The sequence below is a fragment of the Achromobacter anxifer genome (assembly GCF_903652925.1).
GTDB classification, from domain to species: Bacteria; Pseudomonadota; Gammaproteobacteria; order Burkholderiales; family Burkholderiaceae_B; genus Achromobacter; species Achromobacter anxifer.
The window spans coordinates 319,267-333,663 of the sequence record NZ_CAHLAR010000005.1; the positions used below are offsets into that span (position 1 = coordinate 319,267).

22 protein-coding genes are annotated in these 14,397 nt (G+C 62.4%); all 22 read left to right on the forward strand.

The annotated features are described in order from the left end of the window. Positions 1 to 35: 35 nt before the first annotated feature. The gene (locus HWY37_RS18260; protein WP_176089451.1) at positions 36 to 584 is read left to right on the forward strand and encodes a hypothetical protein; all 549 of its coding nucleotides are present in this window, start codon (positions 36 to 38) and stop codon (positions 582 to 584) included. A 111-nt stretch (positions 585 to 695) separates the two neighbouring features. Next, positions 696 to 1,352: a beta/alpha barrel domain-containing protein gene (locus HWY37_RS18265; RefSeq protein ID WP_176089452.1), complete on the forward strand. Its 657-nt coding sequence runs from the start codon at positions 696 to 698 to the stop codon at positions 1,350 to 1,352. 76 nt (positions 1,353 to 1,428) lie between these two features. Further along, positions 1,429 to 1,644: a hypothetical protein gene (locus tag HWY37_RS18270; RefSeq protein WP_176089453.1), complete on the forward strand. Its 216-nt coding sequence runs from the start codon at positions 1,429 to 1,431 to the stop codon at positions 1,642 to 1,644. Positions 1,645 to 1,680: 36 nt separating this feature from the next. Next, positions 1,681 to 1,935 carry a hypothetical protein gene (locus HWY37_RS18275; RefSeq protein ID WP_176089454.1) on the forward strand — a complete coding sequence of 85 codons (255 nt, stop codon included), beginning with the start codon at positions 1,681 to 1,683 and terminating at the stop codon, positions 1,933 to 1,935. Between the two features lie 33 nt (positions 1,936 to 1,968). Then, positions 1,969 to 2,694 carry a DUF262 domain-containing protein gene (locus HWY37_RS18280; protein WP_176089455.1) on the forward strand — a complete coding sequence of 242 codons (726 nt, stop codon included), beginning with the start codon at positions 1,969 to 1,971 and terminating at the stop codon, positions 2,692 to 2,694. Positions 2,695 to 2,704: 10 nt separating this feature from the next. Then, positions 2,705 to 3,169: a hypothetical protein gene (locus tag HWY37_RS18285; RefSeq protein WP_176089456.1), complete on the forward strand. Its 465-nt coding sequence runs from the start codon at positions 2,705 to 2,707 to the stop codon at positions 3,167 to 3,169. Continuing rightward, positions 3,166 to 3,903, forward strand: a complete 738-nt coding sequence (locus tag HWY37_RS18290; protein ID WP_176089457.1) for a hypothetical protein — start codon at positions 3,166 to 3,168, stop codon at positions 3,901 to 3,903. The genes HWY37_RS18285 and HWY37_RS18290 overlap by 4 nt, the downstream gene beginning before the upstream one ends. 11 nt (positions 3,904 to 3,914) lie before the next feature. Further along, positions 3,915 to 4,355 carry a DUF551 domain-containing protein gene (locus tag HWY37_RS18295; RefSeq protein ID WP_176089458.1) on the forward strand — a complete coding sequence of 147 codons (441 nt, stop codon included), beginning with the start codon at positions 3,915 to 3,917 and terminating at the stop codon, positions 4,353 to 4,355. Then, positions 4,356 to 5,198, forward strand: a complete 843-nt coding sequence (locus tag HWY37_RS18300) for a CYTH domain-containing protein (RefSeq protein ID WP_176089459.1) — start codon at positions 4,356 to 4,358, stop codon at positions 5,196 to 5,198. A gap of 13 nt (positions 5,199 to 5,211) precedes the next feature. Continuing rightward, positions 5,212 to 6,555, forward strand: coding sequence for a hypothetical protein (locus HWY37_RS18305; protein ID WP_176089460.1), 1,344 nt, complete (start codon positions 5,212 to 5,214; stop codon positions 6,553 to 6,555). Next, positions 6,533 to 6,829, forward strand: coding sequence for a hypothetical protein (locus HWY37_RS18310; RefSeq protein ID WP_176089461.1), 297 nt, complete (start codon positions 6,533 to 6,535; stop codon positions 6,827 to 6,829). The genes HWY37_RS18305 and HWY37_RS18310 overlap by 23 nt, the downstream gene beginning before the upstream one ends. Before the next feature lie 121 nt (positions 6,830 to 6,950). Further along, positions 6,951 to 7,484 carry a DUF1643 domain-containing protein gene (locus HWY37_RS18315; protein WP_176089462.1) on the forward strand — a complete coding sequence of 178 codons (534 nt, stop codon included), beginning with the start codon at positions 6,951 to 6,953 and terminating at the stop codon, positions 7,482 to 7,484. A gap of 281 nt (positions 7,485 to 7,765) precedes the next feature. Further along, positions 7,766 to 8,092: a hypothetical protein gene (locus HWY37_RS18320; RefSeq protein WP_176089463.1), complete on the forward strand. Its 327-nt coding sequence runs from the start codon at positions 7,766 to 7,768 to the stop codon at positions 8,090 to 8,092. Between the two features lie 260 nt (positions 8,093 to 8,352). Continuing rightward, positions 8,353 to 8,769 (forward strand): hypothetical protein, encoded by a 417-nt coding sequence (locus HWY37_RS18325; protein ID WP_176089464.1) that lies wholly within the window; start codon positions 8,353 to 8,355, stop codon positions 8,767 to 8,769. Continuing rightward, positions 8,741 to 9,109 carry a hypothetical protein gene (locus tag HWY37_RS18330; RefSeq protein ID WP_176089465.1) on the forward strand — a complete coding sequence of 123 codons (369 nt, stop codon included), beginning with the start codon at positions 8,741 to 8,743 and terminating at the stop codon, positions 9,107 to 9,109. The genes HWY37_RS18325 and HWY37_RS18330 overlap by 29 nt, the downstream gene beginning before the upstream one ends. 10 nt (positions 9,110 to 9,119) lie before the next feature. Then, entirely contained in the window at positions 9,120 to 9,488 is a 369-nt protein-coding gene (locus HWY37_RS18335; RefSeq protein WP_176089466.1) for a hypothetical protein, read from the forward strand. 49 nt (positions 9,489 to 9,537) lie between these two features. Then, positions 9,538 to 9,948 carry a hypothetical protein gene (locus HWY37_RS18340; RefSeq protein WP_176089467.1) on the forward strand — a complete coding sequence of 137 codons (411 nt, stop codon included), beginning with the start codon at positions 9,538 to 9,540 and terminating at the stop codon, positions 9,946 to 9,948. Positions 9,949 to 10,040: 92 nt separating this feature from the next. Continuing rightward, entirely contained in the window at positions 10,041 to 10,301 is a 261-nt protein-coding gene (locus HWY37_RS18345; protein WP_176089468.1) for a hypothetical protein, read from the forward strand. After that, complete coding sequence (locus HWY37_RS18350) at positions 10,294 to 10,536, forward strand: hypothetical protein (protein ID WP_176089469.1); 243 nt, start codon at positions 10,294 to 10,296, stop codon at positions 10,534 to 10,536. The genes HWY37_RS18345 and HWY37_RS18350 overlap by 8 nt, the downstream gene beginning before the upstream one ends. 84 nt (positions 10,537 to 10,620) lie before the next feature. Further along, a complete protein-coding gene (locus tag HWY37_RS18355) occupies positions 10,621 to 11,091 on the forward strand; it encodes a hypothetical protein (protein ID WP_176089470.1) in 471 nt (156 codons plus the stop codon). Between the two features lie 19 nt (positions 11,092 to 11,110). Then, positions 11,111 to 11,593, forward strand: coding sequence for a GatB/YqeY domain-containing protein (locus HWY37_RS18360; RefSeq protein ID WP_176089471.1), 483 nt, complete (start codon positions 11,111 to 11,113; stop codon positions 11,591 to 11,593). Next, positions 11,590 to 14,367 carry a hypothetical protein gene (locus HWY37_RS18365; RefSeq protein WP_176089472.1) on the forward strand — a complete coding sequence of 926 codons (2,778 nt, stop codon included), beginning with the start codon at positions 11,590 to 11,592 and terminating at the stop codon, positions 14,365 to 14,367. The genes HWY37_RS18360 and HWY37_RS18365 overlap by 4 nt, the downstream gene beginning before the upstream one ends. The last annotated feature ends 30 nt before the right edge of the window (positions 14,368 to 14,397 follow it).

Sequence of the window (14,397 nt, forward strand, 5' to 3'; positions counted from 1 at the left end):
GACGGCTTCTAGGTACAACAACCTAGGAGTCATCTATGCACAAAATCCCCGAGCACACTACCGGGGTGACGCTCTTCCGCCGTGACGGCCTGTCGCACGCCTTTGCGTCCTTTGCTGCGGCCCTCGAGGCCCTCGGCTACGACTGGATCGTCAAGAACGTCGGAGCCCACTTCCGTGAATTCACGGGTCACGAGCGTTGCCTGATCAATGAACGCTGGGTCCGCTTTCCGACGTACCGCGAGGCCGAATTCATCTTTCGGGATGACCTGGGCCGCGTTGTCACGGCAGCCGATTTCAATGACCTTCTGCCACGCCGCAGCTACTTCCACCGCTTCAGCTTCTGGAACGGCGAGGGACCTGTCCCTGGCACGGGCGGCTGGAGAAATGGTCACTATTTCCGCCACCCGAAGACCATGGCGGAGCGCCGACAGGCACAGCAGGTCGACCCAGATGAGCCCGCACCGCGCCCCGCCCGCAGTTCGGCCAATATCCCCAATGCGTGGGACGACTATCGGGTAGCCTCTCGCGACGACGTCAACTGGAAGCGATTCCGCCGCACCCAGTACAAGAAGCCGCGAGGCTGATCAAGAAGCCGACATTCGTGTCGGCTTTTTCATTTTCTCCGTAGGCTGTATGACGTTTCGGCGTTATACTGTGCTTAGTGTGTAGCCAACCGAGCGGCACGAAAGTTCATCATGACCAAACCCGCGTTCATCACTTTCACCGGCGCCGATCATCATACGTGCATCGACGGCATGATCGCGCTGTCGAAGCGTTACCCCATCGAATGGGGCATCCTGTTCTCGCCCTTCCATCAAGGCACGGGGCGCTACCCGGTGTTCGAGTGGGTCAACCAGCTGCGCCACCGCGCGAAGGCAGGAGCGTTGACCCTGTCGGCGCACATCTGTGGCGGCTACAGTCGCAAGCTCATCAAGACGGGGGCCTGCGAGGTGGATGTTCTGCTGCCTGGCGTTTTCCAGCGCGCGCAGATCAACACCGCGGATCCGAAGGTGGACCCGGCTCAGATCCAGGCCTGGGCTCGCGCTCAAGGCGTGGTCCCAATCCTGCAAGCGCGGGGCGGCTTTCCTGCGGCACAAGAAGTCCAATGGCTGTTGGACGAGAGTGGCGGCCGTGGTGTGGTCCAGGAGTCCTGGCCAGCGCCGGCGGCGGAGGGCATCCTCCATGGCTATGCCGGTGGACTCGGACCAGAGAACGTCGCCCAGGCGGTCCAGCATATCGGGCAGCGGGCTTCGACCTACTGGATCGACATGGAAAGTCGGTTGCGTGACGAGCAGGATCGTTTTGACTTGGCGCGGTGCCGTGCGGTCTGCGAGGCGGTCTACGGCCGCTGACGGCTTGCGAACTAGGACTGCTATGCCAAGCCGAAGCAAGCCACTCACCCGCGCAGAACGCAAATGGATCGACAACATGCAGGCGCTGCTCGACGAGTGCCCGTCCAATCGCCTGGGCTTCTATACCACCGGCGATAAAAATGTGGTCGTCTTCGACAAGCGCGCCCGCGACGAGTGGTATCAGGCTAATGGCTGCCCGGCCACGGATATCCAGGAAGAGATTTCCAGCTCAGGGGCCGGGCTCGATGCGGAGCTGACCTTCCCGGAGATCGTTGAATCCAGGGCCGGGTGATCGGCCGCTGAAACAAACCATCGAAAGATCGACGCCATGGTCAACGAGAACGAGTGTGCGGCCGCGGGGCTTGACCCGAAGAAGGTGGAGGCCATTCGCCGCCGGATGATGCGCGTCTGCAATGATGCCCAGAAACTGGGCATCACGGTGTTCATGGGTTCGGCATGCTCTCTGCGTGCAAGCGATGGCGCGGACCGCAAGCTGATCCTTGCGCACCTGAACATCTCCAACGGAGACGGTGGGGACGGGGGTGCTAAGGAAGACGATCAAGGGCTGCTGCGCGGTGAGTAACCGCATGGCCGAACGTCCACAAGAAAGAATGTCATGAAAATCATCCAGAACATCCCTTTCCTGACTGGCATGCTGCGCGATGTCCAGGCCGGGCTGATTGTGCCGGCGGCATTCCAGCGTTCGTATGTCTGGGGCAAGGCGGATGTTCAAGCCATGGCTCAGTCGCTCATTCGAGGCTATCCGCTCGGTGGCGCAATGCTCTGGCAGCCGGTGGGGCAGCCGACGGCCGGGCCGGCTATTCGTCGCCTGGGCCCCATTTTTGCCACAGCCGCGGGTGACAACCTCACATACCTCTTGGACGGCCAAAACAGGCTGGCAACCCTGGCGTGGTTGGCTTGGGAGGGAGGTGCGAAGCCGGATGGAGTCACCGGGCAAGAATGTGAGACCTGGTTCAATGGCGAGGACCAGCGCCGTTGCTTTCTTGCCGTGGACCTCATGACCAAGGACGTCTTCTGGCAGCCCGTCGCACAAGCGGTGCCGGGCATCAACCTTCCGTTCAGCGCATTGCTCTCGGATCGAGCGAATTCCTTGATTCTTGAGCGGTGGAGCACGAGCTGGGCCGGCTACACCGACGCGGAGAAGGACGCAGCCTTGGCCTGGTTCGATGAGGCCGCCAATCATGTTCGCAATGCACGCATGGTCGTGACGGTGCTTCAAGGCGCTACCGCGATCGAAGCGAAAGACGCATTTCTGCACATCTGCCGGGCCGGGGTGTCCATGACCGAGCATGAATTTGAGCGCGCGGTTGCGCTCGTTTGAAGGAAAACCGATGACCATCCGCCAAGCACCTGTTGCCGAAACCGCTATGGAGTCTGCAATGCACGCCGTTCTCGACAAGGTCCGGTGGACGGCCGGCGCCAGCGACTACAACAAGCGCATCCTGACTACGGCGCTAGCCAAGGCCGTAGCCAGGACACAGTCGGCAGCTCAGTCCGAAGCCGGAATCGTCATGGCCGCGCTGGATACCGGCGAGTGGGTGCTGGAGCGCAACCATCCTGACAACGTGATGGACCCAGAGCGCGTGTGGTTCCTGAAGCGCGCCGTTGCACCCTTTTGCGCCACCTATGGTCCGCAGGACAAGCGGGGCATGTATGGGCCGCGCTTCTGGCAGGGCCCTACCGCGCTGGCCGCCCTTCAGGCAGCCACGGCAGATCTCGGCATGAACCTCCCCGGCGTGGTCCTCGATGACGATGCCAACATGCCGAGCAGGGCTTCTCGAAAGGGAAGGGCATGACCACGGGACGAAACCTGCATCACAGCAGTCTGTGTATCAAAGCGCCCAGTGGGGCCATGAGGACGCTCGGGCCTCAGATCCATCACACGAAGCTGGCGCTGCCTTTGATGGACGAAGCCACGACGGAGGTTTGGTCGGACATGCTCACAAGCTGCGGCGAGATCGCTACTGGCCAGGTCGCAGGGCTTGTCGAAGAGGGCGTCTACGTCCCTTCCGACTTACCTCAGATGGTGCGCAGCTGGCTGACAGGCATTGGAATCACGAAGAATACGTTGCGCACGCTGACCATGTCCCCGCTGGCATGCCGGGGCGCCTCCTTTCACAGTGATGCCCATTCGTTCTCTGACTTCGCCTTCGTGGTGGTTTGGCTGTCAGATGATGCTGGGCTGGATCTGTTGTTTCCGCAGCTGGAGCAGCGAATTCCCCTCGAGTACGGGACCGCCGTGATCTTCGACTGCGCGCAAATTCACGGTGTCGTTCCCCGCGGCACCAGCTCCTTCCCGAAAGATGAATTCGACGAACGCCTGTCGACCGGGTGCTTTGTCAGCATCGATCTGCCGATTCACCGCCCGAGCGTGGCCCAGCCCCTTGGGGTGCGCCGCACGAATGCGCGCCTCGCGCGCGAGGCCGGCATTGAGCACTTCTTGGGATGGGCGGATGGCTACACAGATCGCGTCTGCGCGACAACGGGGGCTTGGTACGGGCGATTCCATGCAGACACCCACCCCACATGAGCATAAATCCCATGAACACCCCGGCAAACGACGACTCGCTTCACTTCCTGGCAAGCCTGTTGGCCATGGCGTTGCCACAGTGGATTCCTGTCCAGACGCGCCTCCCCGAAGACAAGCAGGCAGTGATTTTTGTGGTCGATGGCCAGGATTGGCAGCCGCACCTGACCGGCAGGGTGCTCGGTGGCTCTTACAACGCCGTCACAGGAGCCTTCAGCGTTCCAGGCCTGGGGCTGTGCGCTTCGCACTGGATGCCCTCACCGCTGGCGCCGCATGACCCCGCGCTGACAGGCCTCAGCAGGGATCCGGCCCAAGCGCAGTTCATGGCTGGCCTGCTTCAACGTGTCCGTGCGATCGAGGCTCAGCTCCAACAGAATCAGCCGGCGATCAACGCTGCCTGGCGAAACATGCCGATCAGCTCCGCAACCACACAACTCTCGTCACAGGATAACTGAATGCCCAACTTTTCCGAGCTGCCCAAATCATTCACCCCGGCCGCAGTGCAGGCCTACCTTCAAACCCAAGGCTGGGTTCAGGATGGCAGCTTGCGCGATGTAGCCACCATCTGGCACCGCGCAGACAGCCCGGACGCCGAAGTGCTGCTTCCCGCCTCTACAGGCATCAAGGACTACGGTGCGCGCATGACCGACGCCCTCCGTGCAATCGCCGAGCAGGAGGTGCGCCTGCTAGCCGACGTGTTGGAGTCCATCACCGGGGAGTTCCCTGTCGCGGATGCCCCGTCACGCAAGCCAGAGATCGAACGGCGATGGTTGGTACGGCCGGGCGTCATTCCGGTTGCGGCGCTGGCGAACCGTTCTCACATCGAGCAGGGCTACCTGTCCGCCCTCGGTGCCAGTCCCGTGGTGCGCGTTCGCCTCGAGCGGTTTGCAGCCAGCCAATCGATCCGTGCTTTCCAGACGGTGAAGGCACCACTCCCGCCGGTCGGTGGTCAACCTGCCGAAGGGGTGGATGAGCTCGAGCACGCTATACCCGTTCGGATGGCCACCGACCTGATGGCAATCTCCCTGGCGCGCGTGCAAAAGCTCCGTCATCGCACCCCACGGCAAGACGGCCTGGTCCTCGAGCTGGACGTCTTTGAGGGGGCGGCCGCCGGCCTCGTCATCGCGGAGATCGAGGTGCCCTCGTTGTCGCATCCGCTTCAGATCCCGACCTGGTTCGGCCCGGAAATCACCGGCAATCGCGGCCTGTCGAACGTGGAAATCGCGTTCCGGCCCGACTCCGCCCGGGCACTGGCTACCAGCTTGCTCAACCAAGAGCATTCCGTCTTCAACCCATAGCAGCATCAAACGTATGACCGAATCACAGAATCCGAAGCCGGGTGAACAAGACCCCTTCATCAAGCCTGATCAGAGCAATCCCTTTTTCCGCCTGGCGCTGCTGCGCGGTCAGCTGTTTGAGGCCGCCTCGGCGGCCGTCCAGGAAATCATGAACAAGGCGGAAGGCAACCTGGAGACTGTGCTGGCCGAGCTCGAGGCCCGCGCGGGCTCCGTGTTTCGATCCGTGGCCGCGTCGCTGGGCGACACACCCGAGCCGTTCGGGTATGTGTTGAAGGGCCGCGAGTGGTCAAATCAGTGCTTCTACCCGGCTTCCCATCGGCCCACAGACATGAACAACTGGGTGGCCGTCTACGACCATCCGGACCCATTGCACGACGACAAGCTTCCGTACGTGCTGGCGCTGGCGGAACTCGTCCGCAAGATCGGGCCCGACCTCAACAGTGGCGACTTGCTGGCGGACGCTCGCGCAGCTTCGGCCATGCTGGACCATCGCGCGAGCTCCTCCTCGGCCAAGCCTGCTGCCCCCGAAGATGGTGTCGGCAAGGGTGTGAATGGCCCGTCGCCATCTGCGACACCGACCGACACGGCCCCCATCGGCAGCGCGCTCGATGGCTTGGGTCTCACATCGCTGATGGGGCTGGTTGCCGGGCTCCCCGCTGCCAAGAATGTGATGGAGCAGGTCTGGCGCATCGCCCGTACCGCGATCAATGACGCGGGCATGTCGAGCCCTCAAGGTCCAACGGCGGCTGGCCCTCTGGTGACTACCGAAGGGATGACTGAGGGTGAGGCCGCGGCCGTGATTGCCATCACGAGCGCCATCCTGCGGATCGAGAAGGGCCAGGCGCAGGACGCGATCGCACCGTTGGACAGGGCGCGCGACATCCTGCTGACATCGGCGGCGAAGCGCGCCGGCGACCCAATGCCTGAAGCGGTCGTCAACGCAATGACTCATTTGCGATCGCAAATTCAGTCGCGGGGGTTCTCCAGCCCGCCCAGTGGGCTCGCTGAGCTTTTGCTGGCGGCGATGTCCATCATCAGGGAGGATGGCCTCGTGCTGGCGCGCCGTGACAATCTGAGCAGCAAGTCTGTACAGCGCCGGCTGGTCCAGCAATGGGGTTATGCCACGGCCGATACGATCAAGATTCCTGACTTCGAGGACTTCAAGCACGGGTTTTGGGTCATGATGAAGGAGTGCGAGAGCCAGGCGGACGGCACGAACAGCGCCCTGCTGAAGCACCAAGTCGAGGGATGGTTCCGACTGTGGGGGCGCCTGACAGATGATGAACAGATGCCGGTGTGGCATCTGCGTGCGACAAACAGCCAAGGAGCAAAAAGTGGGGACAAATCAAAATCCTGAGCAGGAAGAGGTTCGGGCCCTGGCCAACCTCCGCCACGCTTACCGTCAGCTGCTGGAAGGTGTCGTCGTTGACCAGGCGGCGTTCGCGAAGGGCCTGATCGGGCCCGCTATCGCCGCTATGGAACGAGCGCAGTCGGCTCGCGCGTCGCGCCTCATCGCCGGCCAGGAGGTTGTCTGCGCGCCAGGCGCGGCGGTTTCGGTTACGCGCCTGGTCTTGACGCAGGAGGGCCAGGCAGCGCTTCAGGTTCCTCGCAAGCCGGGCGCCAAGGAATAAGCGCTGGCGCGCGACGCAGGGGGCGGCAGCCGGCAGCCTTTCTTCATGCAGCTTCGGGGCGCCCATGCACGTTGTCAATAAAGTAGGCATAAAGCGAGAAAGAAGGCATAATAGTTTTACCATGACCACTTCGCTCATTGCCAACCGCGATGTCGGCCTGCGGGCCGCATTCAGTCCGTGCGGTCGATTCCGCTACCAGCTGCTGGACGTGTGGGACCCCAGCAAGCCGATCCTACCCTGGATCCTCTTCAACCCCAGCGTGGCTGGCCAGGCGGGAGAGGGCGGCGCCACCATCAGCGATCCGACCGCGCGCAAGGGCCGCGGCTTCTCCGAGCGTCACGGCTTCGGTGGCATGCTGTTCACCAACCTGTTCGCATACATCAGTACCGACCCCGCCGGGCTGAAGGCGGCGGGTTACCAAGTCGGCCCCGACAACGACCGGTATATCCTGGAGGCCTGCGCCGCCGGCGATGGGCGCGTGGTCTGCGCCTGGGGCGCGCTGGGTCGCAAGCTGGCGCGCGCCGAGGAGGTCGGCTCCATGGTGCGCCGTGCGGGCTACCGGCCCATGGCGTTCGGCTTTACCGACGACGGCCTGCCGCGTCATCCCCTCATGCTGGCCTACAGCACACCTCTGGTGCCCTATGACGTCGCCTGATTCTCTTCATCAGGTTGGTCTGCCTCCTTCGTGCAAATGGATCCCAAATGCTCTCACCATTCCGAGAGGCGGTGGCTACGAGCGAGGCAATGTGAGAGGTTGAGCGCACCGAAGGGGCAAGCGCAGAAAAGCGCATGGAAGTGCCAGAATCGACGCTGGTTGCGTCTATCAACTGAAAGGAACATCTAATGGCAACCCCGGATAGCCTCCACTGGGAAAAAGAACACCTAGGCGAACACGGCGTATACCCTGGGCACCCTATTATCGGGGCTTGCATGGTAATGGATCGCTACCCCAACCTGGCCACCGCCCGGGAGCGCCGCCCGAATTCTGATTCGGGCAATGCTTTGTCCGACAGCTTCATCCCTGGCGCCGGCTGCGCGGTACATGCCGCCCTGGACACCTTGCACTTTGCTCAAACACAAGGCCTGGAGCCAGCCTACGCCCATGCAGCACGCTACTGGGATGGCTGGGAGCGGCAGAACGAAAAGAACAAGGCGTCCGCTGAACAGGGACGCCGGCAAGCAGAACGCATCAAGCCCTATTTCGAGGCTCGCCTGAAGGTGTGGGGTGGTCCTGACGATGCAGGGTCGCCGTATCGGGTGTGAGCGCATAGAAGCAAACACTCGCATCGACCCGCATACTGTGAAGGCGCTGGAATCTCCCGCGGTATAGCGGGCAGACAAAGCTCTGATCAGTAGCCAGTTTCCACCAGGCGAATGCTATCGCCATCAGCAATACACCATCACCGTGAGCAATACACAAAAGGAGCCACCGTCGATCATGCCCAGCTTCATCGTGGGCGCGGCGCTCGACAGCCTGGAGCGGCCTCCGCCGCTGCGCGCATCGGGGTCATCGGAGTAATCTGATGAGCGACAGTTCGTACCGCTATGAATCACCGCTGGACCGAGGTTATGTCCGGGTTCGCCCCGCGCGCAAGGTCCTGCGCCAGGTCGGAGTTCGCCCACGGCACCGCTTTGGCGCCGGCCGCGTCGACGTCTTTTTTCATCCGAAGCAGGGTTTCCATTTCGAGTACGTGACCCGGTATTGGGCGCGCACACTGATCCTGGCCTTGTTCCCGGTTTCTCTGCTTCTATATGGACCGCTCAACCTCAAGGAGGTCTGGCGCGACCATATGAGACAGCTGTTCGAGCGCCGATATGGCGCCTTCACCACGGATCACCTCTGGCCTACGGGGGAGCGCTATCAGCGGCTCCTAGAGGCTATCCAACCTGTCGAATCAAACGGAGCCTGTGATGGACCTTCAGACGCTGCTCAATCTTGATGCGTACCGCCGTGAACTACCGTCGGCGGCGTCGGGGGACATTCGGCGAACGGAGCCTGTGACTCTGCACCTGTCAGCGACACGTCGCCTTGTCCTGCATATGGAAGTGGATCAAGAGCCCGGCCACGCCTTTGCCAGGAACGAGGAACTGGCGCGCCATGGCATCAGCAGTGCGCGGCATGACTCCAAGCAGTTCGCTCGGGCGTTTGCCCAGGCTATCGGGCAGGACCTCACCAGGCGGCAAGTCGACGATATGGTTAAGGCGCTATCGGAAATGTGGGACGACGCACCTGCGGTCCACCCCGCTGAGCCCATCACTACTGGCACAAGGTCGAACTGAAAGGATCTGGATGTCCATTATCGAAGCGTCGGGCGCGCACCTGGCTGAATGCTACATCGATCAGCGCAATATAAAGTTGGACGAATTGAGCCAGCTGTTCGTCGCCACCCACAGGGCGACAGGCCGATATTCTGCGAGGATTCTGGGCTTCCTGATGGGCGAAAGCGAATGGATACGGGTGGCGCGCCCCACCATGGACCAGGTGCTGGACGAGCTCAGCCTGGCAAACGGCCGTAGAAGCCTTTGGACGGACGATATCCAGCAGGCGGATCTCTGGAACGCGAGCTCCATATCGAGGTACCGGCATTATGTGCCGTACCTGGACTTCACCGCGGTGACCCTCGCAGCGGCAGCACCAGAGCCGAGCCAACTGGCCTGAAGTCGCGTTGAGCCACACATGCCACCCATGTTCAACTGAGATGCACTCCGTGAAAGAATTCACCGTACGCAGCAAATCGACGCAGCCCATCATGTCGCTCACGCCGGCGATGCTCGCAAAAATGCTTGCGGCGCGACCGGAATCAGTAAGTCTGGTGCTGGCCAAAAAGATTCAGGACTACAAGCAGCTCACCGGCAAAGCACTGTCACTGGACTACGGCCAGCAGCAAGTCTTACTTGCGCACGCCGGCGCAGGTGCAAGCGGCATGTGGACAAACCGATACACGCTGCTGCCCTATCCACTGTCTATGGTGACGCCGATATTTGCCGACGGGTTCCTGCGGCGCTCGTTGACGGAAAGCATGGACGAGGATCTTGCCTTGGTCGAATCCTTTCACGCGCTTCTGGATACGCAGCTCGCCGCGGCCTCCCCGACATCAACCCAGGCAGGCGGGGCGTAGCGCATGGCCGCCGCACCCTACAGCGCTTCCCTCTGGTCAGCATCCAATTCCCACCAGGCGAATGCTATCGCCATCAGCAATACCCGATCACCATGAGCAATACACAAAAGGCGCCCGCCATCTATCAAGCCCAGATACTGACCTTCCTTGCGGATGAAGTGGCAAGCTTTTCCATCAATAAATGGCTGGTCCAGATCATCGACCGGCGCGGCAACTTCTTCTCGGCCTATTTCGCTGAGCCGCCCAAGGGTCCGCCGGCCGTGATGTACGGCAGCAAGAAGGAAGCCCTGGAGGCCGCATTGATGCAGGCCATGAGCGCGGCGATTCAATTGGAGCAGGGCGCCCATGAGTGAACATCAAATAGAGCCTCAAGAGCCAATGGCCTGGGAGCGGATCGAGCCGCCGTACTGGTGGGCGAAGATCCAGCGACATGTAATCGCCGATCGGCACCTCCCGGATGGCACCCGCCAGCATTTGGTCCGGGGGCACGTTGCGCCCGGGACGGTGGTCAACAACGCGCAGATCATCGGGGAAGCCGACGTGCCTGATGCAAAATTCAGCGACAAGTTGAGCCACCTGTCGGCTTGATCGTCGGAGTCTGGGTAAAAATCCTGGTTGAAAGTGCTCAAAACGCAGGAAAAAAGGTATACTGGTGGCTACTGTAGTACCGCCATGTCCAAACCCCGATTCATCGTCGCTGAGCAACTCCCCATTGTGGCGGGGCGCGTCTACGTGCGTCGTGACGGCCTGGTCGTAGCAGCTCGCGCCGCCTCTCCTGGATTCAGTACCGATTGCCTCTGTATTGCGCCTGTGGGCACCTCGCTTTGGGGTGCTGACCATGTGTGGGGGCATACCGGGCGCGTCTTCCGCAAGGCTCGGAAGCATCGGCACGATCTCCTTGCGGATGTGACAGGGCTACCGGCGGCGCAACGGCTGTTCGTGCCGCCCGCGCGCAACCCGAATGAAGTCGAATTTGAGGAATGGGCCTTTGACCGCGGCATTATCTACTCCTCGTTCGAGCGGGAAGATGGTGAGTACACAAACGCCGCAGTTCGTGCGGCATATCTGTCCTTCATGGAAGGAAAGCGGCGTGGCGCGATCGAAGCATTACGAAGCGAAAACCCGTTTCCCCGGGCATTTTGAGTCTTGAAAGGAAGACATCATGAGCATTCTGGAAATCATCCGTGCTGACTCGCTGGCGGCCCGTAAGGCTCGCGACACGCACAAGGCCACGTTCCTCACGACGCTGCTGGCTGAAGCCGAGAAGATCGGCAAGGACAAGGGAAACCGTGTGACCACGGACGATGAAGTGGTGGGCGTGGTGAAGAAGTTCATCACGAACCTGGATGACGCCGTCAATGCCCTGGGGACAGAGCACAAGCACGACACGGACATGGCCCGTGTGGCCCGGCGCCACGGCCTGATGATGGAGAAGGACTACGCGAACAAGTACCTGCCGGCTCAGGCGGACACGGCCGATGTCAATGCTGAAGTCGACCAGCTGATCGCCAAGATCGCACCGGCCGACCGCAACGGCAAGGCCATGGGCCGCATCATGGGCGCGCTGAGCCAGAAGTTCGGCGCCAACTTCGACAAGGCTGCTGCCAGCCTGTATGTGCGTACTGCACTCGAAAGCCAGGCATGAGCGAGCAGCTTGCAACTCGAGCTCAGCGGCTCATTCGGGCCGCCCATGCCGTCAACCAACACCGCCAAGGACATGATCGTGGCCACTATCTGGCTGTGGTGAAGAGCCCCACATCGCCGCAGTCGCGCCTGCTGGCGCTGACCGTCGACCATGCTGACCAGGCTTTCCAGGTTGCCAAGGCCGCAGGCCAAGTGCCTGTAGATTCGCGGGGCCAGGACATCGAGCCGGATAGCAGTGGCGCCACGGAGCAGGGCATCGAACTGACCTGGGAGATGCCCGGAGACGTGGCGAACAGGGTGTTCACGGCCTTGTGGCAAGACATCGAGGCTGTGCATCAAGCGGCGCGCACCGCCACGCCTGCTGCTGTAGCGCCCCTGCCCCAGGGCGAGTACCCGCCGCTGCCTCGGGCGGCGTGGGCGGCTTCGCGGACGCCTCGTGTACTGGATGAAGATGCTTACAGCTTCGACCAGCTGCATTACTACTACGACCTGGGCCGCGAGCAGTCGGCCGCGGCAGCGGGGCCGGCCGAGGCTGTGCAGTGGCGCAACATCCACAAGGTTGTCAACGCCCTGGCCGACTTCTGCTTTGGCAGCAAGGACGATCCGCGCTGGGGGGTTGCCCATATCGCCATCACCCAGAGCCTGACGGCGAATGACGGCCTGGACGTGCTGGCGCTTGGGCTTGAACGGCTTCCGTCCACCCAGGCAGCGCCCGCACTGGACTCGCCTGCAAGCGAACTGCACCAAGCCGCGTCCAGGGCTTTGTCCGACCTCGAGCGCGCGTCAGGAAACATTGCGTCGGCAGTCGCATTGCGCGCTGCCCTGAAATTGCCTGCCGCTGTAGCGCCTCGGCCGCTGCCTGACACCCAGGTCAAGCCCAGGTCGTCGGCCGAACTGCTGGATGCTGTGATTCAGGAACTTCGCGCGCTGTCTCCCGAGGAGCTGCGGGCCGAGATGCGCAAGCACAAGAACAGCGACATCGCCAACACGCTGCGGGCGCTGACCGACGATGCGCCTGCCCGGGATGCGTCTGCGAACCCTGCCGCCGTGAGCCCGCTGGATGACAGCGAGCTGGAAGACCTGGCGGAATCCGCGTGCCAGGAGGCGCTTTCGTTCGGGGTGTCGAGTGATTCATTCCTGCGCCTCGCCAAGACTGTGCGCCAGCGCATGCTGGCAGCGGCATCCCAGGCGAGCGCTGTTGCGCCCGAGCCCCAGGGCGAGTACCCGCAGTTGCCGTCTTCCGTCGGATTGTTGTGTGCAGGCGGAAAATCGGTTGGCGTTTACACCGCCGAGCAGATGCACGCCTACTTCGATATGGGCCGTCTGCCGCCTGCGGCTGTAGCTGAGCCCGGGGGCTGCGAGATTGACTGGGACGTGCTGCCCGAAGATCCCAGCGAGCGCGCCATGTTCGATCGCAACTTGGAGCTGCTTTACGGCGGAGATCCCAGGGTCGTCATCGCTACGTCACTGCGCCTCTGGGCCGAGACGCACGGCAACGGGTCGTTCGGCGCTATGTGCGCGATCTTTGCGAACGAGGTGGCCAAGCTGCATATCGCAGCGCCCGCCCAGGAAGCCTCAGCGACTGTTGCGGGGCCGGCCCTGGCGGACGATGTGGTCAAAGCAGAAATTCTGGAGATGGTCGCGCTCAACAAGCAGCTCATCGCGCAATACAAGGCGCCCGCGTGGGGAAGCACTCGCCACTCCCTGGCCGTCATGATGATGGGCTTTGCTAGCAATCCGGGCCGTGGCATTGATGCGGCCAAGATCGCGCTTGACGCAGCAACGGAGCCAGGCGCGCCCCTGGCCTACCTGCGCGCCGCCGCACCCGCCCAGGAAGCGCCTGCTGTCCCTATGAGCGCAGCGGAGGCATGCGCCGCCCTGGCGATCAACAGCGCACTGCATCGAATCCGTGCTGGCAATGCTGCGGGTGCAATTGAGCCGCTGGAGCAAGCGCGCGCCATGCTGGCAGAAGCACCCCGGGCGCTTGCGGAGGTCATCGAGAAGGCAGGCCGTTACGACTACATCCGCACCGGTAAGCACTACGTCGTGAAGATCGGTAACGACACCATCCATTGCGGAGGTCACTCCGTAAGCGAGAAGTATGGCCCCGCGCTGGATGCCGCCATCGACACCGCCATGGGCTTGCAAGCAAAGCAGCCTGCTTTGCCAGGCGCAGGTCCGCTGGAGTGGACGCCAGGCTCGAACGAGTTCAAGGATTGGTGTGCGCAGTGGTTCGGGCCTGATTCCGATGACACCTACCTGGCCAAAGCTGTGCATTCGCTTCCGCCCATGGCCCAACGTTTCGAGCGTCCTGCGGCGAATGCCGCGGCCGCGGCAACTGGGTCTGGGCCTGCCGAGACCGAGGGAGCGTTGTTCTTCAGCTACAACAGCGAAGACGGGATCACTACGCATGACACGGCAGAATCCGCGCAAGCGGAGGCTCTGGCTGAGATCGGCAGATACCGCGAGGAAGCTGCGGACGGCTGGCCCCACGAAGTCCAGGACGTATGCTGGGGTCAGATCCTCCGCAGGGCGGTCAAAAAGACAGTCGATCATGCCCCTTTCATGGGGGGCATCAAAGGCAGCTATATGGAGCAGGTGGACTACGTGTTGGAGCCGGTGCTGCCGTCCCCGGGAACGCTTGAAGTCTTACGTGCCCAGTTGCGCCTTCTGCACCAGGAAATCGAGCGTCTGCGCGAAGAGCGCGCCACACGGATGGCGCAGAACGACCGCATGGCCGCGCGCATCGCAGAGCTGGAGGCGCGCGCCAAGTAGCACCTGACTGTGGCGGACGAAATGGCCGCT

Excerpts from the sequence above, each read along its gene's own strand:
- HWY37_RS18270 (WP_176089453.1), top strand. The coding sequence starts at position 1,429 with ATGCAGGCGCTGCTCGACGAGTGCCCGTCCAATCGCCTGGGCTTCTAT.
- HWY37_RS18275 (WP_176089454.1), top strand. The coding sequence starts at position 1,681 with ATGGTCAACGAGAACGAGTGTGCGGCCGCGGGGCTTGACCCGAAGAAG.
- HWY37_RS18360 (WP_176089471.1), top strand. The coding sequence starts at position 11,111 with ATGAGCATTCTGGAAATCATCCGTGCTGACTCGCTGGCGGCCCGTAAG.
- HWY37_RS18285 (WP_176089456.1), top strand. The coding sequence starts at position 2,705 with ATGACCATCCGCCAAGCACCTGTTGCCGAAACCGCTATGGAGTCTGCA.
- HWY37_RS18320 (WP_176089463.1), top strand. The coding sequence starts at position 7,766 with ATGGATCGCTACCCCAACCTGGCCACCGCCCGGGAGCGCCGCCCGAAT.
- HWY37_RS18365 (WP_176089472.1), top strand. The coding sequence starts at position 11,590 with ATGAGCGAGCAGCTTGCAACTCGAGCTCAGCGGCTCATTCGGGCCGCC.
- HWY37_RS18350 (WP_176089469.1), top strand. The coding sequence starts at position 10,294 with ATGAGTGAACATCAAATAGAGCCTCAAGAGCCAATGGCCTGGGAGCGG.
- HWY37_RS18325 (WP_176089464.1), top strand. The coding sequence starts at position 8,353 with ATGAGCGACAGTTCGTACCGCTATGAATCACCGCTGGACCGAGGTTAT.
- HWY37_RS18290 (WP_176089457.1), top strand. The coding sequence starts at position 3,166 with ATGACCACGGGACGAAACCTGCATCACAGCAGTCTGTGTATCAAAGCG.
- HWY37_RS18330 (WP_176089465.1), top strand. The coding sequence starts at position 8,741 with ATGGACCTTCAGACGCTGCTCAATCTTGATGCGTACCGCCGTGAACTA.
- HWY37_RS18300 (WP_176089459.1), top strand. The coding sequence starts at position 4,356 with ATGCCCAACTTTTCCGAGCTGCCCAAATCATTCACCCCGGCCGCAGTG.
- HWY37_RS18265 (WP_176089452.1), top strand. The coding sequence starts at position 696 with ATGACCAAACCCGCGTTCATCACTTTCACCGGCGCCGATCATCATACG.
- HWY37_RS18345 (WP_176089468.1), top strand. The coding sequence starts at position 10,041 with ATGAGCAATACACAAAAGGCGCCCGCCATCTATCAAGCCCAGATACTG.
- HWY37_RS18335 (WP_176089466.1), top strand. The coding sequence starts at position 9,120 with ATGTCCATTATCGAAGCGTCGGGCGCGCACCTGGCTGAATGCTACATC.
- HWY37_RS18295 (WP_176089458.1), top strand. The coding sequence starts at position 3,915 with ATGAACACCCCGGCAAACGACGACTCGCTTCACTTCCTGGCAAGCCTG.
- HWY37_RS18260 (WP_176089451.1), top strand. The coding sequence starts at position 36 with ATGCACAAAATCCCCGAGCACACTACCGGGGTGACGCTCTTCCGCCGT.
- HWY37_RS18280 (WP_176089455.1), top strand. The coding sequence starts at position 1,969 with ATGAAAATCATCCAGAACATCCCTTTCCTGACTGGCATGCTGCGCGAT.
- HWY37_RS18315 (WP_176089462.1), top strand. The coding sequence starts at position 6,951 with ATGACCACTTCGCTCATTGCCAACCGCGATGTCGGCCTGCGGGCCGCA.
- HWY37_RS18305 (WP_176089460.1), top strand. The coding sequence starts at position 5,212 with ATGACCGAATCACAGAATCCGAAGCCGGGTGAACAAGACCCCTTCATC.
- HWY37_RS18355 (WP_176089470.1), top strand. The coding sequence starts at position 10,621 with ATGTCCAAACCCCGATTCATCGTCGCTGAGCAACTCCCCATTGTGGCG.